The organism is Streptomyces luteoverticillatus (assembly GCF_003970715.1).
Classification (GTDB): Bacteria; Actinomycetota; Actinomycetes; order Streptomycetales; family Streptomycetaceae; genus Streptomyces; species Streptomyces abikoensis.
Genome location: NZ_CP034587.1, coordinates 423621 through 437975 on the forward strand (window position 1 = coordinate 423621; position 14355 = coordinate 437975).

Below are 14355 nucleotides of genomic sequence, written 5' to 3' on the forward strand. Positions count from 1 at the left end.
GATCACGCCGAAAGGCGGGACACGCGGGGAGCCGGTGTCACCGGTGAACACGTCCTGCGGTTGTGTCTGCGTGCCACACCGTCACGCGTACACACCACGAAAGGGACGCGACGCCTCCATGACCCTCCACCGCACCGCCGTCCGGGCCGTCTCCTCCGCCGCGCTGGCCACGGCGCTCAGCCTCGTCCCCCTCCACATGGCCTCGGCGGCTCCGGCCGGCGTGGCCGTCAAGACCTTGAAGGGCGACCCCGGCGACGGCGGGTGGCACGGCGACGGGCTGGAGCTCAACGCCGCCGACAACAAGAAGGTCGACACCTTCGTTCTCCGCGCCCGCCGCGCGGAGCGGAACATCAGCCCCCAGGTCAGGGCGGCGGCCGTGATCAGCCACGCCCAGGTGATCGGCTTCGACCACCGGCTGAAGTCCGCCGACTCGCTCAAGCGCAAGGTCGCCACCGCCCTGAAGGAGACCCCCGGCCGGACCGTGGACCAGGCGCTGGCGGGCATCAACGACTCCGTCCGCTACACCCTCCAGTGGCCCGACGGCCGGTACACGTCGGGCGTCGCCCTCGCCTCGTCGGTCCTGGCGGGCTGGGGCGACGACAACGTCAAGTGGTCCAACACCTGGAGCCGCGCGAAGGGCTACAAGGGCGTCAATTCCGCGTGGAAGGAGCCGCGCTCGGGGCACGTCTTCGAGGTGCAGTTCCACACCCCGGCGAGCAAGCGGGCGCAGGAGGAGACCCACAAGCTCTACGAGGAGGAGCGGCTGCCCACGACCACGCCCGAGCGCAAGAAGGAGCTCCAGGAGCAGCAGGACGCGATCTTCGCCGCCGTGCCCGTGCCCGCCGGGGCGCCGGAGCTGAAGGCGCCCGCGTCACGCCGCCACCCCGCTCACTCCGCCCCCTGACCTACGAGGGCGAACGCCTCCACCTCCAGCAGCAGCTCGGGCCGGAACAGCGCGGCCACCTGCACGGCCGTGCTGGCGGGCGGGCGCGTGGTGTCGATGTGCGCGTCGCGTGCCGCGCGGACGGCGGGGAGGTGGGCGATGTCGGTGACGTAGTAGGTGAGCTTGACGACGTCGTCGAACGTGGCGCCCGCCGCCGCCAGGCAGCGCCGCAGGTTCTCGAAGACCTGCCGTGCCTGGGCGGCGGGATCGCCCTCGCCGACCACCTCGCCCCGCTCGTCGAGGGCCACTTGCCCGGAGAGCGCGACGAAGCGGCCGGTGCCCATGACGACATGGGTGTAGCCGTTGCCGGGGAGGACGCCTTCCGGCGCGGGGATGTGGGTGAGTCGGGTGTCGGTCATGGCGGCATCCTGACCCGTGGAAGATCGTTTCCGCCACCTGCTTACCGTGGTCGGGTGGACGGAACGAGAACGACCGAAGCGATGACGGCTCCCGGCACGCCGGGGCCCCGCCGGGACCCGGGGGCCGTGCTGGCGCCGGTGGCCGTGGCGGCGGCCGGGCTGGGGACGACGAGCCTGTGGTGGGCCCTGCCGGCCATGGCCGCCGCGTTTCTGGCGGGGCGTCTGTCGGGGCGGACCCGGCCGCTGGTGGTGGCGCTGACCGTGCTGGTGACGGCGGCGTCGATCGCCGTGGTGGCCGTGCCGGGGCTGCTGGTGCTCGGCAGCCGGTTCGTGGTCGTCGTGGTCGGGGCCGCGCTGCTGCCGTGGTTCGCGGGCCGGGTGTGGCGGCAGTACCAGGAGCTGACCCGGCTGGGCTGGGACCGCGCAGGGCGGCTCGAGCGCGAGCAGCGGCTGGTGGCGGAGCAGGCACGGCTGCGCGAACGGGCGCGGATCGCCCAGGACATGCACGACGCCCTCGGGCACGACCTCAGCCTGGTCGCGCTGTCGGCGGGCGCGCTCAAGCTCGCCCCGGGCCTGGCGGACGAGCACCGGGCGGCGGCCGAGGACGTCCGGGCCCGGGCGGCGGGCGCGGTCGAGCGGCTGGGGCAGGTGATCGGCATCCTGCGCGAGGACGCGGACGGCGCGCCCACGGAGCCCGCGGACTTCGCCGTCGCGCGGCTGGTGGAGGACGCGGCGGCCTCGGGGCTGCCGGCCGTGCTGCGCACGGAGGGCGAGGAGTACGAGATGCCGCCCGCCGTGGAGCGGGCCGCGCACCGGGTCGTCCAGGAGGCGCTGACGAACGTCGCCAAGCACGCCCCGGGCGCGGCGGTCACCGTGCGGCTCTCCCGGACGGCCGGGGAGGTCGTGGTCTCGGTGGAGAACACCGCCCCGCCCGCGCCCGTGGCCCCACCCCTGCCCGGCGGCGGCCTGGGGCTGATCGGTCTGGACGAGCGGGTGCGGCTGGCGGGCGGCTCGTTCGACTGCGGTCCGCGCGGGAACGGTTTCGCGGTGACGGCCCGGCTGCCGCGCACGCCGTCCGCGGCCGCCCGGCCCCCGTCCTCCCCGCCTTCCGCGCCGGGCGGCACGCTGCCGCCGGAGCACCGGCGGGCCCGGCGGCGGGCCGGCCGGGCCCTGGCCGCCGCGGTCGCGGTGCCACTGCTGGCCACGGCGGTGCTCACGGGCGCCCTGACGGCGTGGGGCTCGCTGACGCTGTCCCACACCGTCCTCGACCCCGACGACTACGCCGCGTTGCGCGTCGGGCAGAATCGCGCGGAGGTGGCGCGTGTGCTGCCCGACCGTCAGTTGCCGTACCGGCCACGGGCGTACGAACCGAAGGGGCCGGGGATCGAGTGCGAGTACTACGCGGTGACGGCCGCCCGGTTCGTCTCGAGTTCCGGGGACGCGTACCAGCTCTGTTTCCAGGGCGGTCGGCTGATCGGCCGTACCGTCTTCGGCGGGTGACCGGGCGGTGATCCGGGTCCTGATCGCCGACGACGAGCCGATGGTCCGCGCGGGCGTCCGGGCGGTGCTGGCCACCGACCCCGGGCTGACGGTCGTCGCGGAGGCGGGCGACGGCGCCGAGGCGGTGGAGCTGGTCCGCCGGCACCGGCCCGACGTGGCCGTCCTCGACATCCGCATGCCGCGCGTGGGCGGCATCGAGGCGCTGGCCTCGCTCCGGGGCGCCGCGCCGGAGACGGGGGTCGTGATGCTCACGACGTTCGGCGAGGACGACTACATCCTCCAGGCGCTCGCGGGCGGCGCCGCCGGATTCCTCGTCAAGTCGGGCGCGCCCGAGGAGCTCATCGCGGGCGTCCGCGCGGTGGCCGGCGGCGCCGCGTATCTGTCACCGAAGGTCGCCGCCCGGGTGGTGGCCCATCTCGCCGCGACCGGCGCCGGGTCCGCCGCCGGCCGGCGCGCCGCCGCCCGGGAACGGGTCGCGGCCCTCACCGCCCGCGAGCGGGACGTGCTGGCCCATGTGGCCGCCGGGTTGTCCAACGGGCAGATCGCGCGGCGTCTGCACGTGGTGGAAGGCACCGTCAAAGCGCACGTCAGCTCCATACTGGCCCGGCTGGGCGTCGACAACCGCGCCGCGGCCGCCGTCATGGCCCACGAAGCGGGTGTGACGCCCCCGGCCGCCCCGGTCCGCTCCGAACCGTGACATCAGCCGGGCCACCGGCCCGACGGTGACGGGCAGCAGCACGAGGAAGAGGACGATCGCGGCCGCCGCGCCGAGCACGGAGCCGGCCAGCACGTCGTGCGGGTAGTGCACGCCCACGGCGACCCGCAGCAGCGCGCCCGCCGCGCCCAGCGGCAGGGTCACGGCGGCGAGCCGCGGCCGCGCCAGGGCCACGCCGACGGCGATCGCGACGGCGAGGGTGGAGTGGTTGCTGGGGAAGGACCAGTCCCCCACCTCGGGACACGGGTCGACGGCCGTGATACCGCTCAGCGCCTGGCAGGGCCGCTCCTCGTCCACCATCGTCTTCAGGACCTCGCTGATCCCGTACGCCACGACGGTGGCGGCACCGGCCAGCACCACTCCGGCGACCGTCCGCGCGTCCCCGCGGCGCAGCCCGCGCCAGGCGGTCCACACGAGCAGCAGCCCGAGCACCACCAGCGTTCCCTCGGTGGCCAGGCCGAGCGACGTCCCCACCCATCCCGGCGCGTCCGCCGCCGCCCCGGCGAGCGACCGGTACGCGGAGACAGAGGCCCCGCCGGTGACCTCGACGGCCCCGCCCGGCCCGGGCGTTCCGCCGGGCGTCAGCCACCACAGCAGCCCGGCGGCCGCGACCGCGACCCCCGCGGCGGCCGCCGGCCGCCGCCCGGGCCGGCCAGTGCTCGTTGACGTTCGTTCCCTGTTGCGCTGTTCCATGATCCCGAACCTACGGACCGCCGGACCGGCGCCACCTCTGCCGAACGGCATCGCCGACCCCTGACGATCGTCAGGGTTGCGAGGGCGCCAAGGAGTCAGATATGGGGAGGAAGGGGCCGGGGAGGAAGGGGCCCAGGGCGGCCAGGCTGTGCTCCACCGCCTCGGCGCCGTAACGGAGCATCCGGCGCTCGTACGCGTCGACGGCGTCGGGCAGGGTGCGGCGGCCCGCGTGGGCGTCGACGAGCAGGCTCCGCAGCAGGTCGGCGTCGCGCAGTGCCGTGTTCGCGCCGTTGCCGCCGCTGGGCGACGTGGCGTGGATGGCGTCCCCGAGCAGGGTCACCGGGCCCAGGAGCCATCTCGGTCCGGGCCGTACCACCCGGATGGAGAGCAGGGTGCTGTTGTCGGGGTCGGCGGCCTCGACGACGGCCCGCACCTCGGGGTGCCAGCCCTCCGTCCGGGCCAGTACGGTCTGTTGCGCCCCGTCGCGGCCGGGCTCGGGCGCCTGCCCGGGCGGCAGCAGCATGGCCCAGCGGAGGTAGTCCGCGGTGCCGGGCAGCGCGAGCCCGGGCGCCAGCTCGGCCGCCGCCCCCCGCGGCGGCCGGCGGAAGCGCATCAGGCCGAGCAGCATGCTCACGTCCCGGTCGACGACCCGGGTGCCGAAGCCGGGGACCAGACCGGCGAAGCGGTCGGTGAGCGGCGTACGGCCGATGACGAACCGGACGCCGGTGTCGTGGGGGCGGACGTCCGGCGCCAGCCGGGCCCGTACGGCGGAGTTGATCCCGTCGGCGCCGACCAGCAGATCGGCCGTGTCGGTGGTCCCGTCCGTGAAGCGGGCCTCCACCCGGCCGTCGGACCGTACGTGATAGTCCGTCAGCTCCTTGCCGAAGCACAGGGCGCCGTCGAGCCCCGCGAGCAGGATGTGGCGCAGGACGTGCCGGTCGGCGGCGGTGGCGCCCTCCATCGGGTACTCGCCGAGCGGGCGCAGCCACGGGTCGACGGCCCGGGCGGGGCCCGTCATGTCGCCCAGGGTCGCCTCGACCAGGGAATAGAGGTCTTCGGGCAGGCAGCCGCGCAGTGCGGCGCGCCCCTGTTCGGCGAGGCCGATCCGGAAGCCCTGGAAACGGGCCGTGACGCCCGGGTCCTTCTCGTGGACCGTCACGTCGACGCCCGCGCGCCGGAGCCCCTGTGCCAGGCACAGCCCTCCCAGCCCCGCGCCGATCACGATGACACGCATGTCTCCCCCTGTCTGTATTGAACACTCATTGAGCACTGTTCAATTGAACGGTGCTCAAGTTACTTGGTCGGTGTTCAATTCCGCAAGGAACAGCGGGCATCATGGGACGGCGAAGGAACAATGGGAGGTTCGCGATGCCGCTGGACAGGTCCGTCGTGCTGAAGGCCGCGCTGGAACAGCTCGACGAGGTGGGGCTGGACGAGTTCTCCACCCGCAAACTGGCGGCCGCGCTGGGCGTCCGGGTCGGCGCCCTCTACTGGCACTACCCCAGCAAGCAGGCGCTGCTGGACGCGGTCGCCGAACACATCGCCGCCGACGCGGCGGCCGCGCCGCTGCCCGACGGGGACTGGGCGGAGCGGCTGGCCGCGATCGCCCGGGCGCACCGCGACGCCATGCTCGCGCGCAGGGACGGGGCACGGGTCATCGCCTGTATGAGCGCGCCGGGCCCCATGGCGCACGCCTTCTTCGAGCGGCTCGTCGGCGTGCTCCGGGAGGCGGGGCTGGACGCCGAGGGCGCCGCCTCCGCCGGCGACGTCCTGACCAGCTACGTCAACGGGTTCACCGTCGAGGAGCAGGCCCGTGGGCTGCGACGGCAGAGCGAGGCCCATCGCGAACGGCTCTTCGGCTTCGGCGTCTCCGTGGTGATCGCCGGGCTGCGCCCGCTGGTCGAGGGCTGAGCCCGGGGGCCGTTCGGCTCAGCCCGTGGTGTGCCGCGCGACGGGGCGGCCCTCCTCCTCAACGGGCGGCCTCCTCACCGGACGTCCTCCTCGACGGGCGTTCCCGCGCGGGGCACCGCCTCCCCGGGGCTCCCGTCCTTCCCGGAGTTCCCGTCCTTCCCGGGCTTCGCGCCGCCGCGCGGGAGGAGGGCCGCCGGGAGCAGGCCGAGGGCGGTGACCCCGGCCAGGACCAGGAGGGCCGGGCCCATCCTGGGGGCCGCCCCGCCGCCGGCCTGCGGTCCGGTGAGCATCATGCCCGCGGCGACGGCGATGCCGAACGCCGGGCCGACGTTCATCGCGGTCTGCTTGAGGCCGCCGACGACCCCGGCGTACCCCGGCGGGGCGTCGCCGACGACCGTCCCGGTGGCGGTGACCATCACGGCGGCGAACCCCGCGCCGAGCACCGCGAAGGCGGCCCCGGCGACCGTCCACGGGCTGTCCGCGTCGAGCCGGGAGAGCCCTGCGACGCCGAGGACGACGAGGAGCGACCCGGCGGTCGCCGTGCGGCGCGGGCCGTGGCGGCGCAGGGCCGCGCCCGCGACGGGCGCGCCGAGGACCATCAGCGCGGTCAGCGGCAGCACGCGCAGGCCGCAGTCGAGCGGGCCGTACCCGAGGACGTTCTGGAGGAAGAACGTCGTCACGAACAGCGCGCCGAACATGCCGGCCGTGGTGACCAGCAGGAGCGTCATCGACGCCGTCACCGGCACGGACCGGGCCACGGCGCGCGGCACGATCGGCTGTGACGTGCGGCGTTCGTGCGCGGCGAACGCCGTCGCGAGTGCCGCGACGGCCGTGAGGCCGAGGAGCGTCGGCGGAGCCGTCCAGCCGTGTTCCGGTACGCCGACGAGGGTGTGCACCAGGGCCGCGAGCGCCGTCGTGAGCAGTGCGGCGCCGGGGAGGTCGAGCCGCTGGGAGCCGTCGCGGGGCGGCGCGGGGGCGCGGACGGCGAGGGTGACCGCGGCGCTCGCGAGGGCGACCGGCACGTTGATGACGAACACCGCGCGCCAGCCCAGCGGGCCGACGAGGGCGCCCCCGAGCACGGGTCCGGCCGCGGCCGCCACCCCGATCGCGCTCGTGCGGAGGGCGACGGCGCGGCCGAGCCGCTCCTCCGGGTACGCCGACCTCAGCAGGGCGAGGGTCGCGGGCTGGAGGAGCGCCCCGAACACACCCTGGGCGGCGCGCAGTCCGATCACCCAGCCGATGCCGGGCGCGAGCGCGATGCCCGCCGAGGCGGCCGCGAAGCCGAGCAGTCCGAGGCGGAGCATCAGCGGGTGCCCGTACCGGTCGCCCAGGCGTCCGGCGACGACGAGGAGCGCGGCGACGGCGAGCAGATAGCTCGTGCTGGTCCACTGGACCTGGGCGACGCCCGCGCCGAAGTCCCGTTGCAGGCTGGGCTGGGCCACGCTCAGCACGGTCCCGTCCAGCGCGACGATCATCGCGCCGGCGACGCTGACGAGGAGGACGAGGCGGGCGCGTGCGGTCTCCGTCACGGGTTCACCGGGCCGAGGTGGGCGTCCAGCGCGGCGGTGACGAGGGCGTCGAGGCTCTCCGGCGAGGAGGTACCCAGGGCGAGGGGCAGGCTCTCCGAGGTCCAGAGCTGGGCGATGCCGTGGAGGTTGGCCCAGAGGGCGGCGGCCGCGACGTCCGGGCGGTCGTCCTCGCCGGCGCGACAGTGGGCGACGAGCCCGGTGAAGAGGCCGAACATGGGGAGCGTCGATTCCCGGAGCCGGGGCCCGCCCCCGCCGCCCGTCGCGTGCTTCTCGCTGTCCAGCAGGTCGTGGCGGAACATCAGCTCGAACATGCCGCGGCGCTCCAGCGCGTACCCGACGTACGTCCGCGCCAGGGCGTCCAGCCGGGCGCGCGGCGTCGCGGCCTCGTCCGTGGTGGCGGCGACGCGGGCGCCGAGGTCCGCGAAGCCGCGGCGGGCGATCGCGGAGAGGAGGGAGTGGTGCGTCGGGAAGTACCGGCGCGGGGCCCCGTGCGACACACCGGCGCGACGGGCGATCTCGCGCAGGCCCAGCGCGGCGGTGCCCTCGGTCAGCACGAGCTCCACCCCGGCGTCGATCAGCCGTTCCCGGAGGGAGGAGGTATCGGGTTCCTGTGACATGCGCACTGTCTACCACCGGGGCGTAGACACTGTCTACGCGCGGCGGCGCGTGCCTCGCCCGATGGGACATGAACCGAGTCCGACTGGGCAGGCGAAGGCCAGGAGGTAAACGACTGATGGTTCCGATCCTTCTCGTCCTGCTTCTCGCCCTGCTCCTCTTCGGAGCGGGGTTCGCCATCAAGGTGCTGTGGTGGATCGCCGTGGCCGTGCTCGTGATCTGGCTGCTGGGCTTCGTGATGAGGTCCACCGGGCCCGGTGGCACACGGGGGCGGTGGTACCGGTGGTGAGCGAGCCCGAGCCGTTCCCCGCACGGGCCGCCAGGATGTGACATACCTTCAGGTGTGAGATCCATTCTGATCAGCCGGCGCTCCCGGCTGCCCGTCGACGAGGCGTGGCTGCGGCTCACGGACTGGGAGCGCCACGGGGCGCACGTCCCGTTCACCCGCGTCGTGGTGACGACGCCACCGCCGACGGGCGTGGGGACGCGGTTCACGGCCCGGACCGGGGTGGGCCGGGCGGCGTTCGAGGACGTCATGGAGGTCGTCCGCTGGCACCCGCCGGCCGGGGGCCGCCCGGGCCACTGCCGGCTGGAGAAACGCGGCTCCCTCATCACCGGCTGGGCCGAGCTGGAGGCGGGCCCGTCGGGGTCCGGCTCCTGGATCGTCTGGCGCGAGGTCCTGCACATCGCGGGATTGCCGGCGGCGTTCGACTCGGTGACGGCCCTGTGCGGCCACTGGGTCTTCGGCCGGGTGGTCCGGCGGCTGATGGAGGAGTGACACGCGGGCCCGTGCCGGGGTCAGCGCAAGCGATCGACCTCGGCGTCCGCGGCCTCTGCCGCCTCCCGGGCGGCGTGCCAGGCGCGTTCCGCCTCGTGGAGACGGTCACGGACCTCCCCCACCGTCTCCTCGGCGGAGCTCCGGCGGGCCCTGGCGGCGTCCAGTTCGGCGGTCAGCTCCGCGAGGTGCTGCCCGGCCGTGCGCTCGTCCCGTTCCGCCCGGTCGGCCGCCTCCCGGACGCGGGCCAGCTCCGCCTCGCAGGCGTGGACGTCGGCGGCCGCCCGCTCGGCCCGGCGCCGGGCGCGGTCGAGCTCCTCGCGCCGCCGCTCCCGCCGGCGCCGCTCACGCGCCTCGGCCAGGTCGGTGACCTCGGTCCCCTCCCCGGCCCCGGTCTCCCGGCCGGGCGCGGTCGGCGCCGGCGGGGCGGCCAGCCGGTCCGCCGGGCCGGGGAGCAGCCCAGGAAAGCCGGGCACCCCGGCCGGCGGCCGGGACAACCGGCCTGTGGCCCACGCCTCCGCCGCCCCGGCGTCGGCGAGGACGGCGTACAGGGTTTCCTCGACCTCACGCGCCACGGCGTCACCGACCTGGTGCCCGGCCTCCTCCGCGAGCAGGCGGGCCTCCCGCGAAAGGGAGGCGACCAGGACGCGCTGCCGACGGCCGAGCTCCCGCAACTGCCCGCCGTCCAGAGCCCGGTGGGCCTCGCGCAGCCCCTCGCCGAGACGGACGAGCGCGCGGGCCTCGTCCGGCCGTTTCCGGACGAGGAGGTTGCACACCCAGGCCGCCAGGGTGGGACGGCGCAGGGCCTTCAGACGGTGGGCCAGCTCCCGGTCGCCGTCGCGGACGGCCCGCGCGGCGAGCCGGTCGCGGGCGGCGGTGAACTCCTCCGGCCGCAGCAGGAAGAGCTCGTCGGCGACGCTGTCGACGTCCATGGCCGTCGCGTGCGGAACGCCTCGCGTGCGAACGGGCGGCGGCTACTTGTGCTTCTTCTTGAAGGTCTGCCGCGTCTTCTCCACGACGTCGCGGAGGTCGCCCTTGGCCCGCTCGTAGCGCCCCTGGGCCTCCATGCGCCGGTCGCCGGTCATCCGGCCGGCGGTCTCCTTGATCAGGCCCTTCGTCTGCTCGGCCTTCGCCCTGACCCTGTCCTTGGCGCTCATCCGGAGTCCGCCTTTCGCAAGCGAGGTGCTGCGGTCGTCGTGGTGCGGTCGTCCCCTCCGTCCACGAGTGTCAGTGGGCGGCGGCGCGGGCGCATGCCCCGTACGGCATACGGCTGAACCGGGCCCCCGTCCCCGGCGGCGTGCGCACCGCCGGAACGGGTACCCGCCAGGCATGCGGAACACGGTGAGCGCATGGGACCGGGCCCTGTTCCAGCGGGTCGCGACCCATCACTGGCCTGCGGGCGACCGGGTGCTGCCGCGACTGTCGCGCGGCGCCGACCACGGGATGCTGTGGCTCGGCATGGCCGCCGGCGCGGCGCTGCTGGGCGGCCGGCCGGCCCGGCGCGCCGCGATGCGCGGCGTGGCGTCGCTGGCGGTCGCCTCGGCGACGGTGAACACCCTCGGCAAGCGGACGGTACGGCGCGGCCGTCCGGTGCTGGACGCGGTACCCCTGGTCCGCCGGCTGCCCCGGCAGCCGTTCACCACGTCCTTCCCCTCGGGGCACGCCGCCTCGGCCGTCGCCTTCACCACGGGCGTCGGCCTGGAGAACCCCACCTGGGGCCTGGCCCTCGCGCCGCTCGCCTGGTCGGTGTGCTTCTCCCGTGTCTACACCGGGGTGCACTACCCCGGCGACGTCCTGGCCGGCGCCCTCCTCGGCGCGGGCGCCGCACTCGCGGTACGCGGCGCCCTGCGCCGGGACGACGAGGAGAACGGGGTGTGAAAAGGCACCCCGAAACCTTGGTATTCTTTTCCACGTCGCCACGGGGAAAACCCGGCGGTGACAAACATCCGGTCCGGGTGGCGGAATGGCAGACGCGCTAGCTTGAGGTGCTAGTGCCCTTTATCGGGCGTGGGGGTTCAAGTCCCCCCTCGGACACAAGGAAAACCCCCAGATTCTCTGGGGGTTTTTGCGTATCCCGTTACGTATCCCGCTGCGGATACCTGCCCTGGATACCTAAAGGCCCTCGCCGGGGATACCCGTGTACGCGTCGCGCAGTGCCGCCAGCACCGGGTGGTCCTGGGGGAACCGCACGTCGTCGAGGGCGCTGACGGTGCGGACGCCGATGGACGCGTTCGTGGCGAACGCGGCGGCCATGGCGGGGATGTCGGCCGGCCGTACCGGGGCGGTGATCTGTTTCGGGGCGTCGAGGCTCTGGAGCAGCAGCATCGTCGTGCCGGGAAGGACGGGGGCGTCCGGCCAGACGACCGTGCCCTGCTGGTCGACGAAGCCGAGGTTCCATGTGGCGCCCTCGGAGACGCGGCCGTCCGGTTCGGCGAAGACGGCGTCGTCGAATCCGGCGAGCTGGGCGTCGCGGCGGAGCTTGAGTTGCGGGTGGAGTCCGACATGCTTCACCTCCGCGTTGTCGCGGGTGAAAGTGAAGGTCTTCGCTGTCAACGGTGGCGGCGTCAGGGCGCCGGCGGGGCGCAGATTCACCAGGATGTGGGGGTCCTTGGCGGCGCTGGGGCGTGTGAGGTCGAGCGCGGGGTCGAAGACGGTGACCCGGATGCCGGCGACTCCGGTGACGCCCTCGGCCGCCTTGCGGATGTAGTGCAGCGTCCGGTCGCGGTCCAGTTCGACGCCGAACACGATGCGGCAGTCCCGCACCAGGCGGTCCAGGTGGAGCGACAGCCCCCGGATCGTGCCGTCCTCCATCCGCATGGTCGTGAAGTGCCCGTAGTTCGTGAGGGCGAGGCTCTGGAGGTCGTCGAGGGTAACGGGCTTTCCGTTGAGTTCGGCCATGCGGACAGTTTCGCAGTCGCCGAGGGGAGGGGGTGCCCCGGTGACCACCCGGGGCACCCCGTCCCCACGCCTTACGAGGACGAGCCGCGGAGTTCCTCCCTTATCGTGCGCGCCGCCGTCACCAGATGTTCCAGGGACGCGCGGACCTCGGGCCAGGCGCGGGTCTTCAGGCCGCAGTCGGGGTTGACCCACAGTCGTTCGGCGGGGACGGCCTCCAGTGCCCGGCGCAGCAGGGCGGCCGTCTCGTCGGCGGCGGGGACGCGGGGCGAGTGGATGTCGTAGACGCCGGGGCCCACCTCCCGGGGGTAGCCGGCGCCGGCGAGTTCGTCCGCGACCCGCATGTGGGAGCGGGCCGCCTCCAGGCTGATGACGTCGGCGTCGAGGTCGTCGATGGCCTGGAGGATGTCGCCGAACTCCGCGTAGCACATGTGGGTGTGGATCTGGGTGTCCGGGCGGACGCCGCCGGTGGTCAGCCGGAAGGCCTCGGTGGCCCAGGCCAGGTAGCCGGGGCGGGTGGCGGCGCGCAGCGGGAGGGTCTCGCGGAGGGCGGGCTCGTCGACCTGGATGACGGCGGTGCCCGCCGCCTCCAGGTCGGCGACCTCGTCGCGCAGGGCGAGCGCGACCTGGCGGGCTGTCTCGGCGCGGGGCTGGTCGTCGCGGACGAAGGACCAGGCGAGCATGGTGACGGGGCCGGTGAGCATGCCCTTGACGGGGCGTGCGGTGAGGGACTGGGCGTGGGTCGTCCAGCGCACGGTCATCGGCTCGGGGCGGGAGACGTCGCCGGCGAGGACCGGCGGGCGGACGTAGCGGGTGCCGTAGGACTGGACCCAGCCGTGCCGGGTGGCGAGGTAGCCGGTGAGGCGTTCGGCGAAGTACGCGACCATGTCGTCGCGTTCGGGCTCGCCGTGGACGAGGACGTCCAGGCCGGCCTTCTCCTGGAAGGCGACGACCTCGCGGATCTCGGCCTCGACGCGCCGCTCGTAGGTGTCGGCGTCGATGCGTCCGGCGCGCAGGTCGGCGCGGGCGGTGCGCAGTTCGGTGGTCTGGGGGAAGGAGCCGATGGTGGTCGTGGGCAGCGGGGACAGGCCCAGGCGGGCGCGCTGGGCGACGGTCCGTTCGGGGTAGGGCAGGGAACGGCGGGCGTCGGCGGGCGTGACGGCGGCGGTGCGGGCGCGGACGGCCGGGTCGCGGGTGAGGGCGGAGCCGGCGCGGAGGGCCAGGTCGGCGCGGTTGACGGCGAGTTCGGCGGCGATGGCGGCGGTGCCGTGGCCGAGGCCGCGGGCGAGGGTGGCGATCTCGGTGGTCTTCTGGCGGGCGAAGGCCAGCCAGCGGGCGATCCGCGGGTCGATGTCGCGTTCGGCGGCGGCGTCGAGGGGGACGTGGAGGAGGGAGCTGGAGGCGGCGACGTCCACGTGGCCGGCGAGGCCGAGGAGGGTGGCGAGGGTGGTCAGTGACGCCGTCAGGTCGTTGATCCAGATGTTGCGGCCGTCGACGACGCCCGCGACGAGCCGCTTGCCGGGCAGTCCGCCGACGGCGGCGAGGTCGTCGAGGTTGGCGGCGGCGGGGCCGGTGAAGTCGAGGGCGAGGCCGTCGACGGGGGCCTTGGCCAGCACGGGCAGGGCTTCACCCAGGCGGTCGAAGTAGGAGGCGACCAGCAGTTTCGGACGGCCCGTCAGGGCGCCGAGGTCGCGGTAGGCGCGGGCGGCCGCGTTGAGTTCGGCCGGGGTGCGTTCCTGGACGAGGGCGGGCTCGTCCAGCTGGACCCACTCGGCTCCGGCGGCGCGCAGCGCGGCGAGCACCTCGGCGTAGACGGGCAGGAGCCGGTCCAGGAGGGTGAGGGGGTCGAAGCCAGCCGGGGCGCCGGGGGCGGGCTTGGCGAGCAGGAGGTAGGTGACCGGTCCGACGAGGACGGGACGGGCGGCGAGGCCGAGGGCCAGCGCCTCCTGGAGCTCGCCGAGTTGTTTGGCGGGGTCGGCGGCGAAGACGGTATCGGGGCCGAGTTCCGGGACGAGGTAGTGGTAGTTGGTGTCGAACCACTTGGTCATCTCCAGGGGCGCGACGTCCTGGGTGCCGCGCGCCATGGCGAAGTAGCCGTCGAGGGGGTCGGCGGCGAGGGCCGCGCGGTGGCGGGCGGGGATCGCGCCGACCATGACGCTGGTGTCGAGGACGTGGTCGTAGTACGAGAAGTCGCCGGTGGGGACCTCGTGGAGGCCGGCGGCGGCGAGATCGCGCCAGGTGGCGGCGCGGAGCCCGGCTGTGGTCCGGTGGAGGGCGCCGGCGGTGACGCGGCCCTTCCAGTACCCCTCGACGGCCTTCTTCAGTTCCCGGTCGGGTCCCTGGCGGGGGTAGCCGTACACGGTGGCCCGGACTGCCGCGGCTGCGGTCTTGCTGGTCACGGAACTCTCCTTCGCGAGCTC

At 74.8% G+C, this 14355-nt stretch carries 15 protein-coding genes, 1 tRNA gene and 2 pseudogenes; 9 read left to right on the top strand and 9 right to left on the bottom strand.

Features of this window, described 5'->3' with window-relative positions; translation table 11 throughout:
* The first annotated feature begins 118 nt into the window (after nucleotides 1–118).
* On the top strand, nucleotides 119–904 hold the full coding sequence (locus EKH77_RS01935; protein ID WP_126912703.1) for an ATP nucleotide 3'-pyrophosphokinase: 786 nt from the start codon (nucleotides 119–121) through the stop codon (nucleotides 902–904).
* Here EKH77_RS01935 and EKH77_RS01940 read toward each other — a convergent pair.
* Nucleotides 889–1302 carry a RidA family protein gene (locus tag EKH77_RS01940; RefSeq protein ID WP_126912704.1) on the bottom strand — a complete coding sequence of 138 codons (414 nt, stop codon included), beginning with the start codon at nucleotides 1300–1302 and terminating at the stop codon, nucleotides 889–891. The two genes, EKH77_RS01935 and EKH77_RS01940, sit on opposite strands and share 16 nt — an antisense overlap.
* A gap of 54 nt (nucleotides 1303–1356) precedes the next feature.
* On the opposite strand from EKH77_RS01940, the gene EKH77_RS01945 reads away from it, so the two are divergent.
* Both EKH77_RS01945 and EKH77_RS01950 read left to right on the top strand, forming a co-directional pair.
* A complete protein-coding gene (locus EKH77_RS01945; protein WP_240667178.1) occupies nucleotides 1357–2802 on the top strand; it encodes a sensor histidine kinase in 1446 nt (481 codons plus the stop codon).
* 7 nt (nucleotides 2803–2809) lie between these two features.
* Nucleotides 2810–3499, top strand: coding sequence for a response regulator (locus EKH77_RS01950; protein ID WP_126912705.1), 690 nt, complete (start codon nucleotides 2810–2812; stop codon nucleotides 3497–3499).
* Nucleotides 3500–3598: 99 nt separating this feature from the next.
* On the opposite strand, the pseudogene EKH77_RS33540 reads toward EKH77_RS01950, so the two are convergent.
* Nucleotides 3599–3817, bottom strand: a pseudogene (locus tag EKH77_RS33540) (phosphatase PAP2 family protein); the annotation flags it as partial.
* On the opposite strand from EKH77_RS33540, the gene EKH77_RS33545 reads away from it, so the two are divergent.
* Nucleotides 3726–4274 (top strand): hypothetical protein, encoded by a 549-nt coding sequence (locus tag EKH77_RS33545; RefSeq protein WP_240667826.1) that lies wholly within the window; start codon nucleotides 3726–3728, stop codon nucleotides 4272–4274. The pseudogene EKH77_RS33540 and the gene EKH77_RS33545 overlap by 92 nt on opposite strands.
* 6 nt (nucleotides 4275–4280) lie before the next feature.
* Here EKH77_RS33545 and EKH77_RS01960 read toward each other — a convergent pair whose 3' ends face one another.
* On the bottom strand, nucleotides 4281–5444 hold the full coding sequence (locus EKH77_RS01960; protein WP_126912706.1) for an FAD-dependent oxidoreductase: 1164 nt from the start codon (nucleotides 5442–5444) through the stop codon (nucleotides 4281–4283).
* A gap of 134 nt (nucleotides 5445–5578) precedes the next feature.
* Here EKH77_RS01960 and EKH77_RS01965 point away from each other — a divergent pair, with 134 nt between their 5' ends.
* A complete protein-coding gene (locus tag EKH77_RS01965) occupies nucleotides 5579–6121 on the top strand; it encodes a TetR/AcrR family transcriptional regulator C-terminal domain-containing protein (protein ID WP_164737695.1) in 543 nt (180 codons plus the stop codon).
* A gap of 74 nt (nucleotides 6122–6195) precedes the next feature.
* Here EKH77_RS01965 and EKH77_RS01970 read toward each other — a convergent pair whose 3' ends face one another.
* Both EKH77_RS01970 and EKH77_RS01975 read right to left on the bottom strand, forming a co-directional pair.
* Nucleotides 6196–7650: an MFS transporter gene (locus tag EKH77_RS01970; RefSeq protein WP_126912708.1), complete on the bottom strand. Its 1455-nt coding sequence runs from the start codon at nucleotides 7648–7650 to the stop codon at nucleotides 6196–6198.
* Nucleotides 7647–8267 carry a TetR/AcrR family transcriptional regulator gene (locus EKH77_RS01975; RefSeq protein WP_126912709.1) on the bottom strand — a complete coding sequence of 207 codons (621 nt, stop codon included), beginning with the start codon at nucleotides 8265–8267 and terminating at the stop codon, nucleotides 7647–7649. The genes EKH77_RS01970 and EKH77_RS01975 overlap by 4 nt, the downstream gene beginning before the upstream one ends.
* A gap of 116 nt (nucleotides 8268–8383) precedes the next feature.
* On the opposite strand from EKH77_RS01975, the gene EKH77_RS01980 reads away from it, so the two are divergent.
* Entirely contained in the window at nucleotides 8384–8554 is a 171-nt protein-coding gene (locus tag EKH77_RS01980) for a hydrophobic protein (RefSeq protein WP_126912710.1), read from the top strand.
* Nucleotides 8555–8608: 54 nt separating this feature from the next.
* Nucleotides 8609–9043: an SRPBCC family protein gene (locus EKH77_RS01985; protein ID WP_126912711.1), complete on the top strand. Its 435-nt coding sequence runs from the start codon at nucleotides 8609–8611 to the stop codon at nucleotides 9041–9043.
* A gap of 20 nt (nucleotides 9044–9063) precedes the next feature.
* Here EKH77_RS01985 and EKH77_RS01990 read toward each other — a convergent pair whose 3' ends face one another.
* Nucleotides 9064–9972 (bottom strand): hypothetical protein, encoded by a 909-nt coding sequence (locus EKH77_RS01990; RefSeq protein ID WP_126912712.1) that lies wholly within the window; start codon nucleotides 9970–9972, stop codon nucleotides 9064–9066.
* Nucleotides 9973–10014: 42 nt separating this feature from the next.
* A complete protein-coding gene (locus EKH77_RS01995; RefSeq protein WP_126912713.1) occupies nucleotides 10015–10197 on the bottom strand; it encodes a CsbD family protein in 183 nt (60 codons plus the stop codon).
* A 172-nt stretch (nucleotides 10198–10369) separates the two neighbouring features.
* On the opposite strand from EKH77_RS01995, the pseudogene EKH77_RS02000 reads away from it, so the two are divergent.
* Both EKH77_RS02000 and EKH77_RS02005 read left to right on the top strand, forming a co-directional pair.
* Nucleotides 10370–10882: pseudogene (locus tag EKH77_RS02000) on the top strand (phosphatase PAP2 family protein); the annotation flags it as partial.
* Between the two features lie 107 nt (nucleotides 10883–10989).
* Nucleotides 10990–11074, top strand: a tRNA-Leu gene (locus EKH77_RS02005).
* A 78-nt stretch (nucleotides 11075–11152) separates the two neighbouring features.
* Here the strand turns inward: EKH77_RS02005 and EKH77_RS02010 are convergent.
* Together EKH77_RS02010 and metE are read right to left on the bottom strand one after the other, a co-directional pair.
* Complete coding sequence (locus EKH77_RS02010; RefSeq protein ID WP_126912714.1) at nucleotides 11153–11938, bottom strand: aminotransferase class IV; 786 nt, start codon at nucleotides 11936–11938, stop codon at nucleotides 11153–11155.
* Between the two features lie 71 nt (nucleotides 11939–12009).
* Complete coding sequence (metE, locus tag EKH77_RS02015) at nucleotides 12010–14334, bottom strand: 5-methyltetrahydropteroyltriglutamate--homocysteine S-methyltransferase (RefSeq protein WP_126912715.1); 2325 nt, start codon at nucleotides 14332–14334, stop codon at nucleotides 12010–12012.
* Between the last annotated feature and the right edge of the window lie 21 nt (nucleotides 14335–14355).

Bases quoted from the DNA above. Each gene is read 5' to 3' on its own strand.
- EKH77_RS01960 (WP_126912706.1), bottom strand. From the start codon at position 5,444: ATGCGTGTCATCGTGATCGGCGCGGGGCTGGGAGGGCTGTGCCTGGCA.
- EKH77_RS01990 (WP_126912712.1), bottom strand. From the start codon at position 9,972: ATGGACGTCGACAGCGTCGCCGACGAGCTCTTCCTGCTGCGGCCGGAG.
- EKH77_RS01995 (WP_126912713.1), bottom strand. From the start codon at position 10,197: ATGAGCGCCAAGGACAGGGTCAGGGCGAAGGCCGAGCAGACGAAGGGC.
- EKH77_RS01935 (WP_126912703.1), top strand. From the start codon at position 119: ATGACCCTCCACCGCACCGCCGTCCGGGCCGTCTCCTCCGCCGCGCTG.
- EKH77_RS01980 (WP_126912710.1), top strand. From the start codon at position 8,384: ATGGTTCCGATCCTTCTCGTCCTGCTTCTCGCCCTGCTCCTCTTCGGA.
- EKH77_RS02010 (WP_126912714.1), bottom strand. From the start codon at position 11,938: ATGGCCGAACTCAACGGAAAGCCCGTTACCCTCGACGACCTCCAGAGC.
- EKH77_RS01940 (WP_126912704.1), bottom strand. From the start codon at position 1,302: ATGACCGACACCCGACTCACCCACATCCCCGCGCCGGAAGGCGTCCTC.
- EKH77_RS01975 (WP_126912709.1), bottom strand. From the start codon at position 8,267: ATGTCACAGGAACCCGATACCTCCTCCCTCCGGGAACGGCTGATCGAC.
- EKH77_RS01965 (WP_164737695.1), top strand. From the start codon at position 5,579: ATGCCGCTGGACAGGTCCGTCGTGCTGAAGGCCGCGCTGGAACAGCTC.